Origin of the sequence: Mycobacterium sp. 236(2023), from assembly GCF_029623955.1 — a bacterium.
GTDB lineage: Bacteria > Actinomycetota > Actinomycetes > Mycobacteriales > Mycobacteriaceae > Mycobacterium.
The window spans coordinates 415,281-435,027 of record NZ_JARSBP010000004.1 but is presented as its reverse complement, the minus strand read 5'-3'; the positions used below and the strand labels follow the sequence as shown (position 1 = coordinate 435,027).

At 66.9% G+C, this 19,747-nt stretch carries 25 protein-coding genes; 11 read left to right on the top strand and 14 right to left on the bottom strand.

What is annotated here, in order from left to right; translation table 11 throughout:
* The first annotated feature begins 319 nt into the window (after positions 1–319).
* Entirely contained in the window at positions 320–1,459 is a 1,140-nt protein-coding gene (locus P9A17_RS19090) for a PE-PPE domain-containing protein (protein ID WP_278040266.1), read from the top strand.
* On the opposite strand, the gene P9A17_RS19085 is transcribed toward P9A17_RS19090, so the two are convergent.
* Both P9A17_RS19085 and P9A17_RS19080 read right to left on the bottom strand, forming a co-directional pair.
* The gene (locus tag P9A17_RS19085; RefSeq protein WP_278040265.1) at positions 1,456–2,163 is read right to left on the bottom strand and encodes a CPBP family intramembrane glutamic endopeptidase; all 708 of its coding nucleotides are present in this window, start codon (positions 2,161–2,163) and stop codon (positions 1,456–1,458) included. The genes P9A17_RS19090 and P9A17_RS19085 overlap by 4 nt on opposite strands.
* Positions 2,164–2,172: 9 nt before the next feature.
* A complete protein-coding gene (locus tag P9A17_RS19080) occupies positions 2,173–2,715 on the bottom strand; it encodes a YdcF family protein (RefSeq protein ID WP_278040586.1) in 543 nt (180 codons plus the stop codon).
* Between the two features lie 157 nt (positions 2,716–2,872).
* Here P9A17_RS19080 and P9A17_RS19075 point away from each other — a divergent pair, with 157 nt between their 5' ends.
* Complete coding sequence (locus tag P9A17_RS19075; RefSeq protein WP_278040264.1) at positions 2,873–3,421, top strand: hypothetical protein; 549 nt, start codon at positions 2,873–2,875, stop codon at positions 3,419–3,421.
* A gap of 3 nt (positions 3,422–3,424) precedes the next feature.
* Here P9A17_RS19075 and P9A17_RS19070 read toward each other — a convergent pair whose 3' ends face one another.
* Complete coding sequence (locus tag P9A17_RS19070) at positions 3,425–3,859, bottom strand: MOSC domain-containing protein (protein ID WP_278040263.1); 435 nt, start codon at positions 3,857–3,859, stop codon at positions 3,425–3,427.
* Between the two features lie 311 nt (positions 3,860–4,170).
* Between P9A17_RS19070 and P9A17_RS19065 the strand changes: the two genes are divergently transcribed.
* Positions 4,171–5,466, top strand: coding sequence for a hypothetical protein (locus P9A17_RS19065; RefSeq protein WP_278040262.1), 1,296 nt, complete (start codon positions 4,171–4,173; stop codon positions 5,464–5,466).
* Between the two features lie 31 nt (positions 5,467–5,497).
* Here the strand turns inward: P9A17_RS19065 and P9A17_RS19060 are convergent, their stop codons facing one another.
* On the bottom strand, positions 5,498–6,250 hold the full coding sequence (locus P9A17_RS19060; RefSeq protein WP_278040261.1) for an alpha/beta fold hydrolase: 753 nt from the start codon (positions 6,248–6,250) through the stop codon (positions 5,498–5,500).
* Between the two features lie 111 nt (positions 6,251–6,361).
* Here P9A17_RS19060 and P9A17_RS19055 point away from each other — a divergent pair, with 111 nt between their 5' ends.
* On the top strand, positions 6,362–7,243 hold the full coding sequence (locus P9A17_RS19055; protein ID WP_278040260.1) for a TIGR03854 family LLM class F420-dependent oxidoreductase: 882 nt from the start codon (positions 6,362–6,364) through the stop codon (positions 7,241–7,243).
* On the opposite strand, the gene P9A17_RS19050 is transcribed toward P9A17_RS19055, so the two are convergent.
* The gene (locus P9A17_RS19050) at positions 7,215–8,756 is read right to left on the bottom strand and encodes a class I adenylate-forming enzyme family protein (RefSeq protein ID WP_278040259.1); all 1,542 of its coding nucleotides are present in this window, start codon (positions 8,754–8,756) and stop codon (positions 7,215–7,217) included. The genes P9A17_RS19055 and P9A17_RS19050 overlap by 29 nt on opposite strands.
* 61 nt (positions 8,757–8,817) lie before the next feature.
* On the opposite strand from P9A17_RS19050, the gene P9A17_RS19045 reads away from it, so the two are divergent.
* Complete coding sequence (locus tag P9A17_RS19045) at positions 8,818–9,330, top strand: DinB family protein (protein WP_278040258.1); 513 nt, start codon at positions 8,818–8,820, stop codon at positions 9,328–9,330.
* A 46-nt stretch (positions 9,331–9,376) separates the two neighbouring features.
* On the top strand, positions 9,377–9,772 hold the full coding sequence (locus tag P9A17_RS19040; protein ID WP_278040257.1) for a DUF4267 domain-containing protein: 396 nt from the start codon (positions 9,377–9,379) through the stop codon (positions 9,770–9,772).
* On the opposite strand, the gene P9A17_RS19035 is transcribed toward P9A17_RS19040, so the two are convergent.
* The gene (locus P9A17_RS19035) at positions 9,752–10,300 is read right to left on the bottom strand and encodes a class I SAM-dependent methyltransferase (RefSeq protein ID WP_278040256.1); all 549 of its coding nucleotides are present in this window, start codon (positions 10,298–10,300) and stop codon (positions 9,752–9,754) included. The two genes, P9A17_RS19040 and P9A17_RS19035, sit on opposite strands and share 21 nt — an antisense overlap.
* A 109-nt stretch (positions 10,301–10,409) precedes the next feature.
* A complete protein-coding gene (locus tag P9A17_RS19030) occupies positions 10,410–10,748 on the bottom strand; it encodes a DUF3253 domain-containing protein (RefSeq protein WP_278040255.1) in 339 nt (112 codons plus the stop codon).
* A 115-nt stretch (positions 10,749–10,863) separates the two neighbouring features.
* On the opposite strand from P9A17_RS19030, the gene P9A17_RS19025 reads away from it, so the two are divergent.
* A complete protein-coding gene (locus P9A17_RS19025; RefSeq protein WP_278040254.1) occupies positions 10,864–11,130 on the top strand; it encodes a hypothetical protein in 267 nt (88 codons plus the stop codon).
* A gap of 58 nt (positions 11,131–11,188) precedes the next feature.
* On the opposite strand, the gene P9A17_RS19020 is transcribed toward P9A17_RS19025, so the two are convergent.
* On the bottom strand, positions 11,189–12,148 hold the full coding sequence (locus P9A17_RS19020; protein ID WP_278040253.1) for an alpha/beta hydrolase family protein: 960 nt from the start codon (positions 12,146–12,148) through the stop codon (positions 11,189–11,191).
* Positions 12,149–12,306: 158 nt separating this feature from the next.
* Here P9A17_RS19020 and P9A17_RS19015 point away from each other — a divergent pair, with 158 nt between their 5' ends.
* Positions 12,307–13,641 (top strand): NAD(P)/FAD-dependent oxidoreductase, encoded by a 1,335-nt coding sequence (locus tag P9A17_RS19015; RefSeq protein ID WP_278040252.1) that lies wholly within the window; start codon positions 12,307–12,309, stop codon positions 13,639–13,641.
* Between the two features lie 6 nt (positions 13,642–13,647).
* Here P9A17_RS19015 and P9A17_RS19010 read toward each other — a convergent pair whose 3' ends face one another.
* Genes P9A17_RS19010 through P9A17_RS19000 form a run of 3 tightly spaced genes read right to left on the bottom strand, consistent with a single transcriptional unit; the run spans position 13,648 to position 15,911 of the window.
* Entirely contained in the window at positions 13,648–14,424 is a 777-nt protein-coding gene (locus P9A17_RS19010; RefSeq protein ID WP_278040251.1) for a DUF6498-containing protein, read from the bottom strand.
* Positions 14,425–14,433: 9 nt separating this feature from the next.
* Complete coding sequence (locus P9A17_RS19005; RefSeq protein ID WP_278040250.1) at positions 14,434–14,799, bottom strand: S4 domain-containing protein; 366 nt, start codon at positions 14,797–14,799, stop codon at positions 14,434–14,436.
* Between the two features lie 26 nt (positions 14,800–14,825).
* The gene (locus P9A17_RS19000; protein WP_278040249.1) at positions 14,826–15,911 is read right to left on the bottom strand and encodes an alpha/beta hydrolase; all 1,086 of its coding nucleotides are present in this window, start codon (positions 15,909–15,911) and stop codon (positions 14,826–14,828) included.
* A gap of 387 nt (positions 15,912–16,298) precedes the next feature.
* Between P9A17_RS19000 and P9A17_RS18995 the strand changes: the two genes are divergently transcribed.
* A complete protein-coding gene (locus tag P9A17_RS18995; RefSeq protein ID WP_278040248.1) occupies positions 16,299–16,733 on the top strand; it encodes a hypothetical protein in 435 nt (144 codons plus the stop codon).
* Positions 16,734–16,736: 3 nt separating this feature from the next.
* Here P9A17_RS18995 and P9A17_RS18990 read toward each other — a convergent pair whose 3' ends face one another.
* Positions 16,737–17,603 carry an EamA family transporter gene (locus P9A17_RS18990; RefSeq protein WP_278040247.1) on the bottom strand — a complete coding sequence of 289 codons (867 nt, stop codon included), beginning with the start codon at positions 17,601–17,603 and terminating at the stop codon, positions 16,737–16,739.
* A 92-nt stretch (positions 17,604–17,695) separates the two neighbouring features.
* Between P9A17_RS18990 and P9A17_RS18985 the strand changes: the two genes are divergently transcribed.
* A complete protein-coding gene (locus P9A17_RS18985; protein WP_278040246.1) occupies positions 17,696–17,905 on the top strand; it encodes a hypothetical protein in 210 nt (69 codons plus the stop codon).
* A 21-nt stretch (positions 17,906–17,926) separates the two neighbouring features.
* On the opposite strand, the gene P9A17_RS18980 is transcribed toward P9A17_RS18985, so the two are convergent.
* Entirely contained in the window at positions 17,927–18,262 is a 336-nt protein-coding gene (locus tag P9A17_RS18980; protein ID WP_278040245.1) for a hypothetical protein, read from the bottom strand.
* A 112-nt stretch (positions 18,263–18,374) separates the two neighbouring features.
* On the opposite strand from P9A17_RS18980, the gene P9A17_RS18975 reads away from it, so the two are divergent.
* Entirely contained in the window at positions 18,375–19,217 is an 843-nt protein-coding gene (locus tag P9A17_RS18975) for an alpha/beta hydrolase (protein ID WP_278040244.1), read from the top strand.
* A gap of 3 nt (positions 19,218–19,220) precedes the next feature.
* Here P9A17_RS18975 and P9A17_RS18970 read toward each other — a convergent pair whose 3' ends face one another.
* A complete protein-coding gene (locus tag P9A17_RS18970; RefSeq protein ID WP_278040585.1) occupies positions 19,221–19,736 on the bottom strand; it encodes an FKBP-type peptidyl-prolyl cis-trans isomerase in 516 nt (171 codons plus the stop codon).
* Positions 19,737–19,747: the final 11 nt, after the last annotated feature.

Below are 19,747 nucleotides of genomic sequence, written 5' to 3'. Positions count from 1 at the left end.
TTTGACGATGACGACGATTACCGCGCTGAAATCGGCGAGCAAATGTACAGCAAACGCAAGCAATCGTCTTTGACCTGGCCGTCAATAGTTGCGCAAAGGTTCGCTGGACGTGTTGCATGGGCGGGGTCGTCCCATCGGTGGACCGAGACAGGACCTGCTGCCCGAATCCGGTCCCGGCTTATAGCCTGTACGCACGGTTTTCGTGGGGAGTCACGAGTTCTCGCTAAATATTGTGAGATTGACGGCCGTCCACTAATCTCATCTCGCCTGGACCACCCGACTTCCAGCGTTGCTGGACTCCCGACGTTAGGACCTGAACATGCGCGGAGCGCTCGCTGTGGTCGGCGCCGCTTCAGTTGCTGCGATGACGCTGTCGACGCCAACCCCGAATGCTCTGGCAGCAAATGTCCTGACGGTCACGGGCTATACATTCGGCGGCAAGATCGACTGGGAGATGGACGAGATCTTCCAGGGATCTTTCTGCTCCGATTCGTCGGGTAACTCGTGCACGTCCGTCGACTACAACTCCGGGGTGTCCGAAGGGGCCGAGGAAGACGGACTGCGGGCACTGAAAGCGGCGATGGGCACGACGGCACCGCCGACGGTGGTGGTGGGCTTCTCACAAGGGGCGACCATCGCGACCCACTGGCTCGAGGAGAACGCAGGCACGCCGGGCGCACCCGCCGCGGAGGACCTGTCGTTCGTGCTCGCGGCCAACCCGAAGCGCAAGTACGGCGGCATCCGGTCCACCTTCGTCGAGCCCACACCGGACACCGAGTACGAGGTGCTCGACATCGCCATCGAGTACGACGGCGCGGCCGACTTCCCGACCGACCCGCGCAACGTGCTCGCGCTAGCCAACGCGTTGGCCGGCTTCGCCTTCTTCCACATCCCCGGCTACAACAACATCGACCTCGGCGCCGAGAAGCTGGTGTGGAAAGAGGGCAACACCACCTACGTGCTGATCCGGCGCGAGAACCTGCCGCTGCTGGAACCGCTGCGTGCCCTCGGTCTGGACGCGCTCGCCGACCGTCTCAACGCCCCGCTCAAAGCGATCATCGACGAGGCCTACGACCGCGACTACCCCGGCCTCATCGACCCGGAGGATCACGACGACGCCATCGAGGCAGTGTTGTCGACCGAGGACGCCGACGGCGCTGAGGAGGCGGAGGACGATGCTCGCGAGCCGGCGCGTTTCACCGCGTTCGCGGGGACAACGGCGATGCCCGACGCGCAGGAGTCAGACGAGCTCGAAACAGATTCGCCGGCAACCGATCTCGAGGACGATGCCGACACCGATGCGGATGACGCCGGCGAGGACGCCAAGGCGGCGGACGAGTCCGACGCCGACCGCGGCACGACGAAGGCCGACGCCTCCAAGCCGAGCGCGTCCGACGATTCCGCGAGCGACGCCGACAGCGACTCTGGCTCGGACAGCTCGGACAGCTCGGACGATTAGGCGGGCATCGCGCCGGCGACGCTGAACATCAGCACCAGCCCGGGCAGCAGATTGGTCACCTGGTGGGCCACGATGCTCGCCGAGAGATTGTCGGCGTACAAGCGCGCCAACCCGATCGGGATCGCCACGACCAGCAGCAGCGGAGTCCTGGTCAGTTCGAGGTGTGCCACCGAGAACACGACTGTCGAGACCCCGAAGGCGACCCAGCGTCCCCACCGCTGGTCCAGGGCGCCCCACAACAGCCCGCGATAGACGATCTCCTCGCAGATGGGCGCGGCGATCGCGATCAGGACGAAAACCGCGACGGCCCAGCCCCAGGTGCTGCGCGCCCCGCCGAAAATCTCACCCGCCGCGGAGTTGGCGCCCTCGCCGACGATCTGCATCCACAGCATCGACGCCGGAATGGTGACGAAGAGGCCGACGATACCGAAACCGAGACCGATTCCCGCTGCGCGCCAAGACCATTGCAAACGCAGATCGATTCGCGGCCCGTTGCCGCGCACCTGGGTGATGACCACAGCGAGGACGGCGGCCAGCAGGCTCGGCACGCCGACACCCACAAGAATCATCGAGATATGTCCGGGCCCCTGGCCTCCGAAGAGAAGCGCCAGCAGCAGCGACGCCAACAGGTAGACGGCCTCCACGACGACGAAAGCTCCAAGGCCCCATCGGTGACGGCGCACCGGCTTCTGGTCGACGACCACGGCTCAACGCTAGGTGACGGGGACGAACGGGCTGAGCACGTCCTTCACGAACTGGGTCACGTTGGTCGACGGGTTGTTGTCAGGGAAGCTCACCGTCGCCAGAATGTTGCCTCCCGCGTCGGCGAAGTTTCCGTCCGCCCGGTCCTGATGCGACGACGACGTGACGAGGATGATTCCGGACGTGCCGGCGTTCTTGGCGAGCGGCACCGAGAACGCCGCGTTCTGCACGGTGCTGTTGGCGCGGTCTTCGACGATGATCCGTTCCTCGGGGATGCCGTAGAGCCGCAACATCTTGCGCATCTGCCCGGCCTCCGTGTTCCCGTTGCGCGGGTTTCCGCCGGTGACGATGATCGGGGACTGCGGGAACATGTGTCCGATGGCCATTCCGGCGAGCACGCGGGTGTGCAGGATCAGCCGCATCGTGCCGTCGGGTTTGAGGCCATAGCCCAGGATGACGATCGCGGGCTTCGTGAAGTCCTTGGACACCACCGGTGCCGCCTGCGCAGTGCCCGCGGACGCGCCGCCGACCGCCACCAGTCCGAAGGCGAGCATCACGGCGACAATCACCGATGCGAATCGTTGAGTCATCAATCGGTTCATCGCCGGGGGTGCACCAGACATTACGGTCGGGTCTCGAAGCGCAAACGATGCGTGATCATCGACGGCTGATATTCGCACGATCCGCGATCGCGTGGTCTGGTGGAAGGTGATGCCTTCCCTCCGAGAGTTCCGCACCCGTTCCGCTCTGGCCGGCCTCACCGCGGTCGCCGCGGTTCCGTTGTTCCTCGTCGCGGCGCCGCCCGCCTCCTCGGCCCCGGACTACGACAGTCGGGGCTACACCGATTCGACGGCCCGCTGCGCGGCGCCGGACGTGATGGTCGTCTTCGGGAGCACCGAAAGTTCCCGCGTGGCGATCTGCCGGGACACCGACGGCGACTACGAGTACCGCGGTGTCCGGGTTCGTGACGGCGCCCGCCTGATCGTGCCTGCGTCGCAGACCTCCGACGGCGCGTTCACCGCGACCAACGACGGCATCGACTACCTGGTGACCTCGAGTGCTCTGGTGGTCAGTGCGGGGGAGAAGGTACTGCGCGACGAACCGATGGTCGACTTCCACCGCGCGAGTTCGTCGGAGACACCGGCAGAGTCGTCGGCAGAGACCCCCACCGAGAGCGCGCCGCCATCGACGTCCACGCCGACATCGACGACGCCGCTGCCGCCACCGCTGCCCGCTGAAGTCGGCGGCGGCGAGGGCTGATCGTCACTGCTGGGGGAGTTCGACGTGAGCCCCGACCGTGATCGGCCCTGAAGTAAGTACCCGGCACACCGAACCGCCGCGCTGACTCATCGCCCTGGCCGCGCCGGGCGCTATCCAGTCGTCGAGCAGGCGGCACGGTGCAGCCATGCGGACGACTTCGAGTTCGACATCGCCGATCTGGAGGCGAGCGCCGGGGCGGGTCGGAATGTCTCCGCTGTCCACGGTCAGGTTGCGGCGCGTCGCGCCGAGGTCGATGGGGTGGCCGAGGTCGGCGGCGGCCCGCTCGAGCAGCTCGCGGGATTGGATGGTCACGTGCCGGTGCCTGGTGCCGTGGTAGCGATCGCCGACGAGGCCCTTACCCGCTTCGGCTTCGACCGATTCGACGGAACGCGTCGGGATCTTCCGGCCGGGCGCAACGTGGATGGCGACGATCTGCACGGCACGCCAGTGTAGGCGTCACCGTCGCTCACACCAGCGCGCTGACGGGGCCGAACGGCGCCCGGGCGTCGAAATGGCCACCGAAGTCCGGGGCAACCGTGCGAACGCGTGAGCGCGAAAGGCGTATCGGCGCGGATTCCGCAGTCGCCGAGGCACGAACTTTGCTGCACGTCCATAGAAAATTAACTGACGTGCTAGTTAGCAAAGCAACACATTATTAGAGAATGCCTCATATAGGTGGACAACCCATCTCGGGCCGGTTACGTTTCCACCGGTCGGGGCCACCTATAGCAACTTGGAGGGGGCGCCTCATGCCCACAGCAGCACGTACCTATATCACCGCCGGAGTCGCGCTCGTTGGGGCGGGTGTCATCTCGGCGAGTCCCGTGACGACCCCGCAACTGCTGCAGCAGCGAAGCCTTGACGTGGCCTTGGCCGCCGCCACACTCGCCTGCGGGCCCGGCGATGCCGGCGCGTTGTGCGACAGCCCGGAAGGCATGCCCGCCACAAGTACGTTCACGCCGACCGCCGACAGCACAAATGCTCTCAACATCCCCGCCAATCTGTTCATTGCTCTGGCAAATGTCCCGTACAACGTCCTTTTCGCGATGGGCGAGGGCAATGTGCAATTGGGGTCCGACCCCGAGGGCGACTTCAGTTTCCAGCCGACCTACGAAGGGGTCACACTGACCCAGCCCGAGGGCAACATCGTGGGCCTCGGCAGGAACCTGCGCTACACGGGCAACTGGTGGCTCTACAGCCAGACCAACATCCTCGGGACCGACCCGGCGGACCCGTCCCGCTACCAGGCGATCACGAATATCCTCGTCCCCTTCCCCGCGTTGTCCGTGCCACTGGGCAACATGTTCGCCGCCATCGCAGCCTCCCAGCTACCGATGGACGTCGGCTGCAGCGGAACCGGACCCGGCGCGTGCGACAACGTCGAGGGAATTCTCAGCAAAATGTTCGACCTTCGACACGTTGCCGCAATGTTTTCGCCCGAGGGCTACACGTTCCCGACCACGCGCGCGCCGATCACGTGCAGCGAGGACGGCCAGTGCTACGTCAAGGACGAGAACGGTCCGGAGGTCCCGTGGTCGGGTGAGACAGTGAAGCTGGACCCGGCGGCACCGCTCACGAGCTTCTACGACAGCCTGACCGAGACCCCCGACGTCAACGACATCAAGCCGGTGACACCCGAGTTCGCCGCCGAGAGCGTGACGAGCCTCGCCACCGGGGTGAACACGGCTTTCAACCCGTTCGTGCTCGGCACGCAGTGCGCCATCTGCGCCCCCTTCGTGCCGAATCCGGACAACAAGCCGATTCCGGGACCGGTCTTCGAGGATCCGGACACCGCGGCGACATCGGCCGCTGCGGACGAGGACCCCGTCGAGATCCTGCCGCTACCCGAGGACAAGAGCCCCAGCGGTCCCAAGCACCGCAAGCCCACAGCCACCAGCGAGGCGGTGAAGAACGTTCGGGAATCGATCAATTCGACGGTGTCGAAGGTGACCGACAGCTTCAAGAAGGCGACGTCGCCCGGTGCGGACAAGACCGCGGACGCCGGCAAGGACGACAAGAAGACCGACGCGGGCAGCCAGGACTGAGAGCTGTGGCGCCGGCCCCCGCCTGTATGCGTCACAGGTAGGGGTCGGCCCAGGCGCTGATGATGCGTGCTGCGCGGGCCGCCTGGTTCTTGCCGGTCAGCAGATGATCGGCGCCTTCGAGCGAAACGAAGTTTCTGGGGTGCCGCGCCGCCCGGAAGATGTCGCTGGCGTTGGCGATCCCGACGGTGTTGTCGGTGGGCGAGTGCATGACGAGCAGGGCTCGGCGCAGTGTCTTGATCCGCTCCCGCAGATCCGCCGAGCGGACGTCCTCGATGAAATGGCGCCGCAGCGTGAGGGCTTTGCCTCCGACCAGGAACTGCGCCTCACCGTCGGCTTCGATGCGGTGCACGAGGGCGTCGTAGTTGTGTTCGACATGAGCCGGCTGAAAGGGCGCCCCGATGCTCGCCAGCGCAGCCACCGAAGGACACCCGTGTGCTGCCGCGATGACGGCCGCTCCGCCGAACGAATGCCCGACGAGCAGGCGAACATCGTGACCGCTGCCGTTCATGAACTCCACGGCGCGGATGGTGTCTTCCACCTTGTGGGAGAACGAACCGTCGCCCCAATCTCCCTCGGAGTGGCCGAGGCCGAGGTTGTCGAACCGCAGCATCCCGATGCCCTCGCTGGCCAGCTGCTTGCAGACCCGGCTCGCGGCCGGGCAGTCCTTACCGAGGGTGAATCCGTGCGCGAACACACCCCACCCCCGGGTCTCGCCTTCGGGAAGGTCGATCAGCCCGGCGAGCTTCGGCCCGCTGCTGCTGGGAAAGGTCACGCGCTCTGCCACCCGCTCATCCTGTCATCGCCGCGGCCACGCCACGGCCGAGGTCAGAGGAATCCGTCCGACGGCACAGACGTTGCGTGTCAGGGTGGAACATCGACGCAGGAGGACTACCTGGTGAAGATCCGTTTCGGAGTGGGACTCGGTCCCGATGTCGCGCCCGAGCAGTTGGGTGCCGTCGTCGACGACCTGGAAACGTCGGGTGTGGACTCGCTGTGGCTCTCGGAGCTGGTGTATTCGCCTGCGGTGGAACCCTTCGTCGGCATGACTTACGCGCTGGCCCGGACCGAGCGGTTGAAGGTCGGCACCTCGGTGGCGGTCCTGCCGGGGCGCCACCCGGTGCTGGTCGCCAAACAGCTCGCGTCGCTGGCGGCGTTGGCGCCGAAAAGGGTCCTGCCGGTATTCGGTCTGCGCTCGGCGTTGCCCGCCGAGCGTGACGCGTTCGTGGTGCCCGACGGCCAGCGCGCAGCGGTTTTCGACGAGGCACTTCGCTTGCTGCGCAGCGCACTCGATGACGACAAGGCCACATTCCAGGGCGAGTTCTTCACCGCCCGGAACATCGAAGTGTTGCCGAAACCGGCGTCACGCCTGGATATTTGGCTCGGCGGCGCCTCCCAGCCCGGGTTCACGCGGATCGGCAAGTATGCCGACGGGTGGCTGGGAAGCTTCGTCACACCCGACGAAGCCCGTACCGCCGTCGCCGCGATTCGCGAGGCAGCGGCAGAGGCCGAACGTGTTGTGCCCGAAGATCATTACGGCATCAACCTGGCCGTCGGCGACGGGGAGCTGCCCGCGCCGGTCATCGCCGCGGTCCGCAAGCGGCGCCCCGACCTCGACCCCGACCAGTTGATCGCCAGAGACTGGACTCAACTGCACCGTCAGATCGACGGCTACCTCGACGCCGGGCTGACCAAGTTCGTCATCCGGCCCGCAGGAGGCAGCGGCATCGACACGTTCCTGGAGAAGTTCGTCAGCGAGCTCCTGCCCCGGGAGAACTGACCCACTCGCGCAACGCTTTTCGGTTGAGTTTGCCGCTGGGCAAGGTGGGGATCTGCTCGCTGGACGCGGTGACCCAGCGCGTCGGGACCTTGTACGACGACAACGCCTCGCGGGTCCGTCGCGCCACCGCATCGACGTCGACGCTGTCGGTCGCGGGCACCAGTACGGCGCACACCTCCTCACCGCGGTCAGGGTCGTCGACCCCCACGACGACGCACTGGGCGATGTCGTCGAAACCCTCGATCACCGCCTCGACCTCCAGCGGCGACACGTTGGCGCCGGACGTCTTGATCATCTCGCTGGTCCGGCCGACGTAGAACAGTCGAGGGTCGTCGGCCTTGCGGTAGACGCGGTCCCCGGTGTGATACCACCCGTCGGCGTCGAAGGTGTCGCCGCGCTCGCGCTTGTTGTACCCGGCCATCACCCCGACACCGCGCACGAGGAGTTCCCCGACAGCACCGTCGTCGACCGGTTCGCCGGCGCTGTCGACGATCGCCATGTCGGTGTAGGCGAATCCTCCTGCGGTCTCGGACATGGTGCGGTGCACCGGGAATCCGTCGGGGACGTTGGTCATCGCGATATCGAGCGGACCGTCGCGCAGCATCGGCGCTGCGGACAGATCACGGTCACCGAAGCTGGGGTGTTCACGCAGCCGCTGGGTGAACGCCGGCCAGCCGACAACCCCGGTCGCCCTCTCACGCTCGGCGAGGTCGAGCGCGATCTCTGCGTCGAGGCGGGGGAGCACCAGCAGGGTGATCGGCTGGTGGAGGGCTCCCATCGCCGCCAAAACGCCGCCGATCCAGAAGAACGGCATCGCGGACAGGATCACCGGGTCGGCGGGGGATCCGGTGACGGCGCGGATCGCGTCGGGCCAGGTCGACGTCTGGCGCACGAGGGTGCCGTGGGTGTGCAGCACACCTTTCGGGTCAGCGGTGGAGCCCGAGGTGTGCACCATGATCGCGAGGTCGGCCGGGGTGACCTCGGCTTCGGCGGCCGCCTGAATCTCCGCGCCGACGACCTCACCGCCGGTCGGTGTCGCCCACGACGGACCGTCTCCGCCGGTCAGCACGATGGTCCGCAGGTACGGCGCGCCCACGATCTGCAGCCGGGCGTCACGCTGCCCGCTCAACTCAGGGAAGGCCTGCTCGAACCGTTGCGCGACGTCGATGTCGAGAACCTTCGACGGGGCGACGAGCATAGCGAGGTCGGCCAGCCGAACGACTTTCGCGATCTCGGGCGGCCGGTACAGGGTGCTCATCGGCACCGCCACCGCCCCGATGCGCGACGCGGCCAACCACCACGTCACCCATTCCGTGCCGTTGGCGAAGAACAGCCCGACCCGCGTGCCTTTGCCCGCACCGTGGGCGAGCAGCCAGCACGCGAGTGCGGCGGAGCGGCGGTCGGCGTCGGCGTAGGTGAGCCGTTCGGTCTCGGTGACCAGGTAGGTGTGCTCACCGAACTCACGCGAGGCGCGGGCAAGGAGGGCCGGAACGGTCAGGGCGTCATGGTGCACCCGAAGATCTTCCCCAATGCCGCGCCTCCGGTGTCGGATTCCGGTGGCAGGATCGGCAGCCGTGACTGCAAGCCAACGCGCGACGCCTCCGATGAACAGCGACGAACACACCACGCTGGAGGCGTGGCTGGACTTCCAGCGGCACACGTTGTTGCTCAGGTGCGAAGGTCTCGACGACAAACCGTTGCGCCGGGCGTCGGTGCCTCCGTCGCCGCTGACCCTCCAAGGCCTCGTCCAGCACATGGCGGAGGTGGAACGGAACTGGTTCCGCCGTGTCCTCGCCGGTGAGACCGCGCCGCCCATCTTCGATCCGTCGGCTGACACCGAGGGCCACGACGGCGGTTTCGACGTCTCCGATTCCGTGCCGTTCGCCGAGGCGGTGGCGATCTGGCAGCGCGAGGTCGACGCGGCCCGCGCCAACTGCGCGAGGTACGAGCTCGCCCACGCGAGCCCGTTCATGGGCACCGAGGTGTCGTTGCGATGGATCTATCTGCACATGGTCGGCGAGTATGCCCGACACAACGGTCACGCCGACCTGATTCGCGAACGGATCGACGGCGCCGCGGGTATCTGACCGAATTCGCTACTGGCGGTGTCGATATCCGCGTAGGGTGCCCGTCATGGCCGTGGATCGCGCAGCCCTGATCGTCGGCGGCATTCGCCTCGCGTCGGGCGTCCAATTTCTCGTTGACCCGCTCCGGGCCAACAAGCTGTGGGGTGACCCCGACGAGCCGCCTCCCACGGCAATGCTGCTGCTGCGGTCGATGGGCTATCGCGACGCGCTGATCGGGGGCATGCTCATCGCCTCCGGTGCGCGAGGACGCAACACTCGCGGCTGGTTCCTGGCGTCCGGCGGCGCGGACGCGGCCGATCTGTTGGGTGGCATGAGTGTGCACGACAAATTGGGGCAGTCCCAGAAGCTCATCGGCCTCGGCGGTGCCATCGTCGGGATCGGGGTCGGTCTGTGGGGTTCGGCGCTGCGGCGGACGAAGAAATCACAGCCTGCGGCCGAGTAGCCACGCGTCCCCGTCCGCCTCGCCCGCTCCGATCACATCGAGCGCCGAGAAGGCCTGCAGGAGTTCGCCGCGTCGGGCCCGGAACGGCCCAGGGGAGGCGCCGACCTCGCTCAGCACGCTGATCGCGAGGATCCCCCCGACCGCCAGCCGCCCGATGATGTCGCCGTCGAGTCGAGGGTCGCGAAACTTGTTACACAGCAGCACATCCGCCGGGACGCCGGCAGGCAGCCCGTCGTCGAGATCGACCACCTGGAATTCACAGCACTCGGCCTGACCGGCATGCTCGGCGAGCCGCTTGCCCTGCGCGATCGCCACTGGCGATATGTCGCAGGCCCAGACGTCGAGGCCGCGCCGGGCCAGCCAGACCGCCGCAGCCCCAGGCCCGCAGGCCAGTTCGACAGCACGCCCGGCGGTGGGGAAGTGGTCGATGAACGGCCGGAATACAGCGGGCAGGGCGATATCGCCGCTCGGCACTGGTTCCCGTTCGGCGTAGCGCCGGTCCCAGCGCACCCTGTCCGCATCTGCCACCCGTGAAGCTTAGGCACGACGCTTACCTCGCCGTGCACCGAGAGTGCGCTCAGAGCGTGATCACGCGCTCGTAGGCGATCTGGTCGCACTCTCGCGGCCCGTGTAAGCCTCAGGCGCGCTTGCGGATTCGGATCGGCCCACGCCACTGCGCTTGCGGGTCAATGACTTTCCCGCGTTGCATGATGTCGACGACGCCCGACGCCGCCAACTCGCGAGCGAGTTCGCGGGCCTCGTCCATCAACTCGCGCCACTGCGCACCGCCGACTGCGCGGGCAGCGTCGGAAGGACACGTACTGCTGGCTACTCCGCGGTGTTCGGCCAGTGCACAGATCGATGCACGCAGCCGCTTGCGGACAGGTCCACCGCCCAGCGCTGTGCGCGCTGACGCAGCACCCGGGCCGTCGCCGTCGGCGATCCGCACCAGTTCGTTGTGCCGCGCGTCCGCCATAGACCCAGTGTGCGACAGCCCATGCACTGCTTCGGCGTTTACCGCGGTCGCTTTCGGGATAGTTCTCCTGCGAGCCCGCTGACTGCGGGTCGTCACCCGGATTGGAGTTCTCACGATGAAGTTGAGCCAGGTCCTCGCCAGCGCAGCCGTCTTCGGCGGTCTCGCCGCGGGCGCGATGGGAGTTGCTTCCACGGCTGCCGCGCAGCCCGGCTGGACACCGCCACCGGCTCCCCCTGCGGGCCCGAACGCTGGAACGGCGCCGGCAGGCGCACCGCCGAAGCCGATCGACCCGCTGTGGGCCAACGGCCAGCCGCAGGTGTGGGATGAAGGTTGGCAGCATTGGGGCGTCTGGCTGAATGGTGTGTTCGTCCCGACGTACTGACGTGTGATCGACACCCGGGCCACCGCAGATCTTGGGATCTGCGGTGGCCTTCGGGTTGTCAGGCGCCGAGCACCCGCTGGATGTCGGGCTTCATCGCCGAAAGCTGCGAACCCCAGTAGCCCCAGCCGTGTGTTCCGTTCGACGGGAAGTTGAAGACACCGTTGCCACCGCCGGCGGCCTGGTACTGACGCTGGAACTCCCGGTTGCTGTCCAGCGTGATCGCCTCGAGGAGCTGGCCTGGCACATCGCCGCCGCCCCCGAGTTCGCCGGGCTTGCCGGTGCCGCAGTAGACCCAGATCCGCGTGCCGTTGCCGACGAGGCGGCCGACGTTGACGGTCGGATCGTTGCGCAGCCATGCCGAGCTGCCGCCGAGTCCCCACATCGCGACGGAGTTGAAGCCGCCGGCGTCCCGCATCGCGATGCTGACCAGCAGCGGCCACACACCCTCGGACAGATTCAGATATCCCGATAGGGAGCCGGCATAGCTGAACTGGCCGGGGTGGTACGCCGCCAGGATCAGTGCCGCGCTGCCCGACATGGACAGGCCGACGACCGCGTTGCCGCTGGGAGAGATGCCTTTATTGGCCGCCAGGTACGCCGGTAGTTCCGAGGTCAGGAACGTCTCCCACTGATAGTTGTACGAGGCGCCGTTGCCGTTGGCCGGGCCCTGCCAGTTCGTGTAAAAACTCGACATGCCGCCGACCGGCATGACGACCGACAGTCCGGATTCGAAGAAGGTCTCGAAGGCCGCGGTCTCGATGTCCCAGCCGCTGTTGTCGTCCCTGGCGCGCAAGCCGTCGAGCAGATAGACCGCCCGCGGACCACCACCCTGGAATTTCACCGGGATGTCGCGGCCCATCGCCGGGGACGGCACCATCAGCGTCTCGACCGGCAGCCCGGGCCGGGAGAACGCCCCTGCGGTCGCCGATCCGCCCGCCACCGTGATGAGTCCCGGAATGAGCAGCGCCACCAGTGCGCCTACAGATATTCGTTGTGCCATACGTCGCAACAGATTCATGAAGTTGCCCGTCCTTCTTGGGCGCGCCCGCCGACGCGCATGCCTGGATGCGTCGCGGTCCGACACCCCCGAAATCGGTGTGCCGCATCGAGTACTTCGTCATGTGACGATTCGTCGTTACGGGAGGCTCCCATGAGGGAGCGACTAGCCTCGGCGTGGTGAGCCAAGGTCGACTCAAGGTGCTGATCGTCGGGGGTGGATTCGGTGGGCTGTTCTGCGCGCGCCGGTTGGCGGGAGCGGACGTCGACGTGACGCTGCTCGACCGGGCGGCGGGCCACCTCTTCCAGCCGTTGCTGTATCAGTGCGCGACGGGCACGCTCAGCATGGCGCATATCAGTCGCTCCCTGCGTGAGGAGTTCGCCGGGCACCGCAACGTCACGACGCTGCTGGGGGAGGCGATCGAGCTTGATCCGGCGGCACGCACCCTGACGGCGCGGCGACCCGACGAGACGACGTTCACCGTCGACTACGACGTGCTGGTCGTCGCGGCGGGAATGCAGCAGTCCTATTTCGGGAAGCCGCATTTCGCGGAGTGGGCACCGGGGATGAAGACACTCGACGACGCGATGTGCATCCGTCAGCGGTTGTTCACGGCGTTCGAGATCGCCGAGACGTTGCTGCCGGGGCCGGAACGCGATGCGTGGCTGACGTTCGCCGTGGCGGGCGGTGGGCCGACGGGCGTGGAGCTGGCCGGGCAGATCCGTGAAGTCGCGACGCGCACGCTCGCCAACGAGTTCCACAGCATCGAGCCCGAGGAAGCCAGGGTGCTTCTTTTCGACGGCGGCGATCGCCTGTTGAAGAGCTTCGCGCCGGACCTGAGCGATAAGGCCACCAAGGCACTCCGGAAGCTCGGCGTCGAGACCCACCTCGGCGTCCACGTGACCGATGTGAGCCGCGACGGTGTGTGCGTGACGCCGAAATCCGGTGGCCAGGAAGAGCGCTACGACGCGCGAACCGTCATGTGGACCGCGGGTGTGGAGGCGGTTCCGTTCGCACGGCATCTGGCCGAGGTGCTGGGCGCCGACACGGACAGGGCGGGTCGGGTCGCGGTGCAGCCCGACCTTTCGGTTCCGGGCCATCCGCGTGTGTTCGTGATCGGTGATCTCGCGGGCCGCGACGGGCTGCCGGGTGTCGCGGAGAATGCGATGCAGGGCGGGCTGCATGTGGCGTCGTGTATTCGCCGCGAGCTCGAGGGCAAGCAGCGCCGCGAGTACCGGTACCGCGATCTCGGCTCGGCGGCGTACATCAGCCGCGGTAAGGCGCTACTTCAGGTCGGCCCCGTCAAACTCGCGGGCTTCACCGGGTGGGTCGCGTGGGGGCTGCTGCACATCGCGTTCCTCACCGGCGTGAGCAACCGGATCAGCACGCTGACGACGTGGCTGGCGACCATCGCCCGGGCGAGCCGCTACCACCGCGCTTTCATGCTCGGCGGGTCCACGGCGTCCGAGCAGCGCTACACGTGGACGAGTTGCGACGAACCGAAATCCGACTGAGAGGCTTCAACGACGCGTCGGCTCCCAGTGCTCTTCGTTGCGCTCGCGCCGCGCACGTTCGTCGTCGCGGTCCTTGGCCCAGAAGTCTTCGAAGCGCTCACCCGGATGCACATTCGGGACCCGATTCATGACCCTGCTCAGCCACCGTGGCGGTCGCGCCGGCTCCCATTGCGGCAGAACGAAACTCAACGATGCCAGGCTCTTCAGGACGACGAAGACCCCGAACAGCGCGCTGGAGGCGCCGGTGATGGCGACGCCGAACATGCCGAAGATCAGTGTGAGATGGACGACGACGACCCGACTGAACCCGCGCTGGGCCGTCTGCTCGATCTGCCAGAACGACCACCTGCGCAGGCTCAGCAGGTCGACGGCGAAATCGACGCACATGAATGCGACGACGGCGGCGCAGCCGTAACCGACACTGCGCCAATTGATCTCGGCGAGCTCAGGTTGACCGTTGCGGCCCAGCAGGAACACGATCGCCGCGAGGAACAGCCCGTGCACGGCGGTGAAGATCAGGCTCGTCATGAGAAAGCCCGCGGCGAACGATGAGCTGGAAGGGCTTCGGCGGGTCGTGGCTGATGCCACGTATCGGTAATGCCCGCGCTTGGGCGCCCACCGGCGATGGACCATGATCCGGGCAGCGATGATCAGCGAGCCCGCCAGCGTTTCGAACCAGTACACGACGAGCGTCGTCGCGCCTGACCAGCCGTCGACGAACCACCCCAGCGCCGGGACGGCGATGATGGCCAGCGCGGCCAACAGATGGGCGAGGCGGATCACGGTGGGCGTTCAGTCCTGCCGCGCGCGCCACTTGTCGAGGGCGCGCCGGTCCCGTTTGGTCGGCCGGCCTGCGCCGCGGTCACGGACGGCGACGGGCACGAACACGGTGGGCGGCGGGGGTGGAGTCCTGTCGAGGTAGCACGTGACGGCGTCGGCGGCGCCAACCCGTTTCTGGATGATCCGGGAGACCTGGACGACCTTGGTGGTGTCCCCGACGCGGGCGCGGACTTCGTCCCCGGGGGACACCATGGTCGACGGTTTGGCCTGCCTGCCGTTGACCTTCACCTGTCCGCCTCGGCACGCTGACGCGGCGTCGGGGCGGGTCTTGGTCAGCCGAACCGCCCAGAGCCATCGATCGACACGGGTGGACTCCATGGCTCCATCATGACCTGTTGCGACTGTCAGGCGCGCAGATGCGTGTCGAGAAATGCCAGCAACGCGTCGAATGTGGGCGCGGGATCGGACCCCGTGACGGTGACTCCTCTTTCGGTGTGCTTGACAGCTCGCCCCGGCGAGTAGTTCGGGGCGAACAGATACGCATCGGTGTGGCCGACGTCGGGCAGCAGCGCGAGGGTGGCTGTCGCGCCGGCTTTCGCGTATGCGTCGAACAGGATCTCGGATTGATGGGAGGGCACCAGCGGATCGGCGGTTCCGTGCGCGATGAAGATCGGTGGGCTGTCCGCGGTCACATACGTTGCCGGATTTGCCTTTTCGACCGCAACGCGGTCGTCCTGGATGGGGAATCCCATGAGTTCGGACTCGGGGGAGTCCGGTGCGTCGTGTACCTCCCCGTCGGGCAGCCGATGGGCGTCCATCGCGAGGAAATCGGTCGGGCCGAACAGATCGATCACGGCGCGAACCGAACTGGGCTGTCCGGGGTTGCCGAGATCGCCCTCCAGTTCGGCGATCCCGGACGTCACGCCGGCCATGGTCGACACCCACGCGCCGCTGCTGTTGCCCATCGTCGCGAAGCGCTCGGGGTCGAGGCCGTAGTTCTTGGCGTTCGCGCGCAGGAATCGGATGGCGGCTTTGACGTCGTGAACCTGTCCCGGGAACTTGACCTGGCTGCTGCTGCGGACGTTGAGTCCGACGACGGCGTAGCCCCGCGGCACCCACAGGGTCGCCAGCTGTGGCGCATCGATCATGCCGCCCGCCGACGGGGGATCTTCGATGTCGACACCGTCCCCGTCGGCCAGCGCCTTGCCTTTGGTGTCATCGCTTTTGAACGCCGAACCCATCTGGAAGATGACGACTGGCACCGGTCCTGCCGCGGCCAGCGGCACATACAGGTCGAGGAGGTGGCCCCGCTCGGCGGGGGCCGCGTATTCGAGGTTGGTGTGGACCAGGAAATGCTCGGCGATGTGCGGTTCCCGCTGCCGCGGACGCTCGGTGAGGTCGGGACTCGTGCACGCGACGCCGCCCGCAAGGCCGGCGATCACGGCGAGGCCGCTCCTGAGGAATGCCCGTCGGTGTGGTGCACGTGTCATTGCAACCTCTTCCACACCGACGGGATACTAGGCGGCAAATCCTATTGCCACACCCCTACTACCGACGGTAGTTGCACCGCGAGCGCGCGTGTCTGCGCACCGGCGCGCCGCGAAAACCTGGCATTTCACGCACGCTCGCGGGCGCTGGCGCCGGTCCGCGAATGACCAGGTGCTCCTGCAGGTCATCGTCAGCGTGGGCACGTTCTACTCGCTGAAGGTGCCGGCTGAGCGGCGCGCCGAGGTCGACGCGCTCATCGCCGAACTGGAGATGGCGCACCAGCGCGCGACGTCGCAGTCCGGGCGACCCCCGAGCCGAAAGTTGGGATCGGTAGGGGCGTCCCGCGGGTGTGATGGAGGCCCAATGTCGCGTCGCGGAAAGGATTTACGATGAACCGGACTGTGCGGTTCGCCGCGGGTGTCGCTGCCGCCGCGGGTCTCGTGTTGTCGGGATCAGCGCTGCCGATCGCATCGGCGCAGGGCCCGAGCTATCAGGGCGGCAACTGCCCGCCGGGGTTGACGTGCACGCATTGGTGCCCGGGTGATCCGACGCCGCCTGGCGGACAAGTTCTTTCGTGGGACTGGAATGTCTGCCACGATTGGTACTGGGACTCCTTCGGCATCACCGACGTCACCACCAACACCATGTACCCGTGGTCGGGTGCACCTCGCCCTGCGGCGCCACCGCCGCCGTTGCCTCCGGCGGCACCTCCGCCGCCGCAGCCGCCGCCGATGCCGTTCTGCAGTCCGCGCGGATCGCTGATCATCATCCCGCCGATCTGCGACGAGATCGGTATCGATTGGCCGCCCGGTTCCCTGCGCTGACCGTCAGCCCACTTCCAGCGGTACCGCCATCTCACGACCTCCGGAGCGCGATGCCCCGATTCCGGCGGCCACCACTGCGGCAATCCCGAAAAGTCCTGTCACTCCGGGATTCTGGTCGAGCAGAAGAAATCCGACGAGGACCGCGAACGCCGGCTCCAGGCTCATCAGGATGCCGAACGTCGCGGTGGTCAGCCTACGCAGCGCCAGCAGCTCCAGGACGTACGGGATCACTGGCAGCAGTAGAGCCATGCCGAGGCCGATCAGGATCAATTGCGGTGTCAGCAGCGAGAATGCGAGCTTGTCGACGAAGCAGGTGGCGACCAGGCCTGCGATCGGCATCGACACGGCGAGCCCGTTGATGCCGGCGACCTCGTCACCAACGCGTTGGGTGAGAAGGATGTAGATGGCCCAGCAGACCCCCGCCATGACCGCCAGGAACGCACCTTTGGGGTCGATACCGTCACCGAAGGGTTCGCTCAGGAGCACCACACCGGCCGCGGCGAAAGCCGGCCACGCCAACCGATGACGTCCGCTTCCGTGGATCACGGCTAGCACCAGGGGACCGAGAAATTCCAGAGCCGTCGCGGTACCGAGCGACAGACGGTCCAGTGATGCCATGAAGAACAACGTTATGGCGGCGGTGACGCCGCCGAGCACCACGCTCATGCCGAAGGTGCGCCAGGTGAACGCCGACGGCTTCGGCCGGACGACGACCAACAGCAGGATCCCTGCCAATGACAGTCGTAGCCAGGCGGTTCCATCAGAGCCGATCTGGTCGATCAGTCCGACGGCGACGACCATGCCCAGTTGGATGCAGATCTGGGCGGCGATCGCCATCAGGACGCCGGCGCGGGCCTCATCCGTGGTCACACATGCATTCAAAGTGACAAGGGCCTGTTTCGTCTTGCCATTCGGCGAGCGATATCGTCCAGGGCGATCCCATAGCGCGATAGCGTCATGTCATGTCGAATTCCGGCTTCCCGATGCCCTGGTGGCAGATCGTTGCGATCACGGCGGCGTTCGCGGTCGCCGCCGGTGTCTGTCTTGGCATCCTCACGTCGGTGGCGAACCTGCCGACCGGCTGGGCCACCCTCGGTGTCGGCGCCACCGCAGGCGCCGTCGGCGCGTACCTGATCAACCGTCGCAGGATGGCAGAGCGCGATTCCCGTTAGACCCGGCAGAGCGAAAGTGTTTCAGCAGTACTGGTATTCGATGTCCCAGTAGTTGCCCGCCCATGTCGCCACAAAGGGACCACCGAGCGCCGGATCGGCGTCGTGGATCATCCCCGAACCTCCCGCCGGTGTGAAGCCCGGCGGGTTCCAGGTGATCGATTCGAACGTAGCCGGCATGTCGGGCGTGCAGTTGATCTGCTTGGCGATATAGCCGTCGGCGATCGCGAACTCCGCGTTGTCCTGTGTCTGCACCGGCGTGTAGGGATCCGCGGACGCGAGCGGCGCGGAAAAGACGCACGCAGCGATCACAGCGAGCGGCACCAGCCGGCCGGCCCGGCGGCGATGTGAAGCTGTCATTGGTGATTCCCCTCGTCTGCGGTTGGCTGGAGTATGCGCCGAAATTGTCGGCCGCGCCGGTGAATCAGTGGCGACCGCGATGAATTCTGTGAGTCCGCCGAGTCCAACCGATATGGGAGCAACACCGTCGCGCAGCGGCCGCTTTCCGATCAACGGCCTCAACGTCTACTACGAGGTCTACGGGAATCTCGACGCCGCTCAACCGGCTTTGTTGCTGATCCCGGGCGCGTTCATGTCGGCAGGCTCGATGCCGGAGTGGGTGACGCGATTCGCCGAACGACGCCCGGTGATCACCTTCGATCAGCAGGGCCACGATCGGACACCGGACACGTCGCGGGCCATGTCCTACGAGCAGTTCGCCGACGACGCCGCGGAACTGTTGCGCGCGTTGGGCGTCGAGCGTGTCGATGTGATGGGTTACTCGCAGGGTGGTGGCGTCGCTTTACAGCTGGCGATCCGGCATGACGACGTCGTGGGCAAGTTGGTGTTGATGTCGGCCACCTTCCACAGGGATGGCTGGCATCCGTCGCTACCCGAGTCGATGGCGCACCTCGATGCCGCGGCTTTCGCCGGGACCGAAGTCGAGCGTGCGTTCCGAGCCCACACCCCGGATGACGCAGCGTTCGGCGCTTATCTGGAGAAAATGAAGACACTCAACGCCGAGGATCAGGAGATTCCCGAAGCGCAGGTGCGCGGCATCCGAGCCAAGACGATGGTCATCGTCGGCGACGCGGATTCTGTGAACCTCGACCACGCGGTGACGTTGTTCCGGCTGCGCGGCGGAATCGACGACGAGGCGGCAACGACGGGACTGCTCCAGAAGACGCCCGCAGCGCGGTTGGTGGTGCTGCCCGCGATGTCACACATCGGGCTCGCGGGTGAGGCTGCGATTCTCGTACCGATGGTGACCGCATTTCTGGACGATGTCGCGCCGACGACGCCGGACCTCTTCTGAGGTTCAGCCTGTGGCGCCGAGGATCTTGATCGCGAAGATCAGCGAGTCGCCCGGCAGGATTCCGGCGCCGGGCTGGCCCTGCGGGTAGCCGTCGGCCGACGTCATCGCGACGGCGACGGTCGAGCCGACGTTCTGTCCGGCGATGGCCTTCTGGAACCCGGTCACGACACCGTCGAGCGGGAAGTCGACAGGGGCTCCCCGCTGGTAGCTGCTGTCGAATACGGATCCGTCACGTCCGTTGACTCCCATGTAGCAGACGGACACGGTCGCGGCGGGGGAGACGACGGGGCCGGTCCCGGCCTGCAGCGTGTGAACCTGCGTCTCGGCCACGCTGAACGGCGGGGTCACGGTGACGAGCGGTGCCGCGGTGTCGGTGGATCCGGTTACGGCGACGTCGCCGGTCGCGCCCGGAAGCGTCCACTCGGGTGCGGTATCGCTCGCTGGCGCCGCGGCCGGACAGCCCGCGGCCGGGGCTTGCGCCTGCGAAGACGGCACCGCCCCGGAGCCGCAAGCGGTCAGTGTCAAGGCGA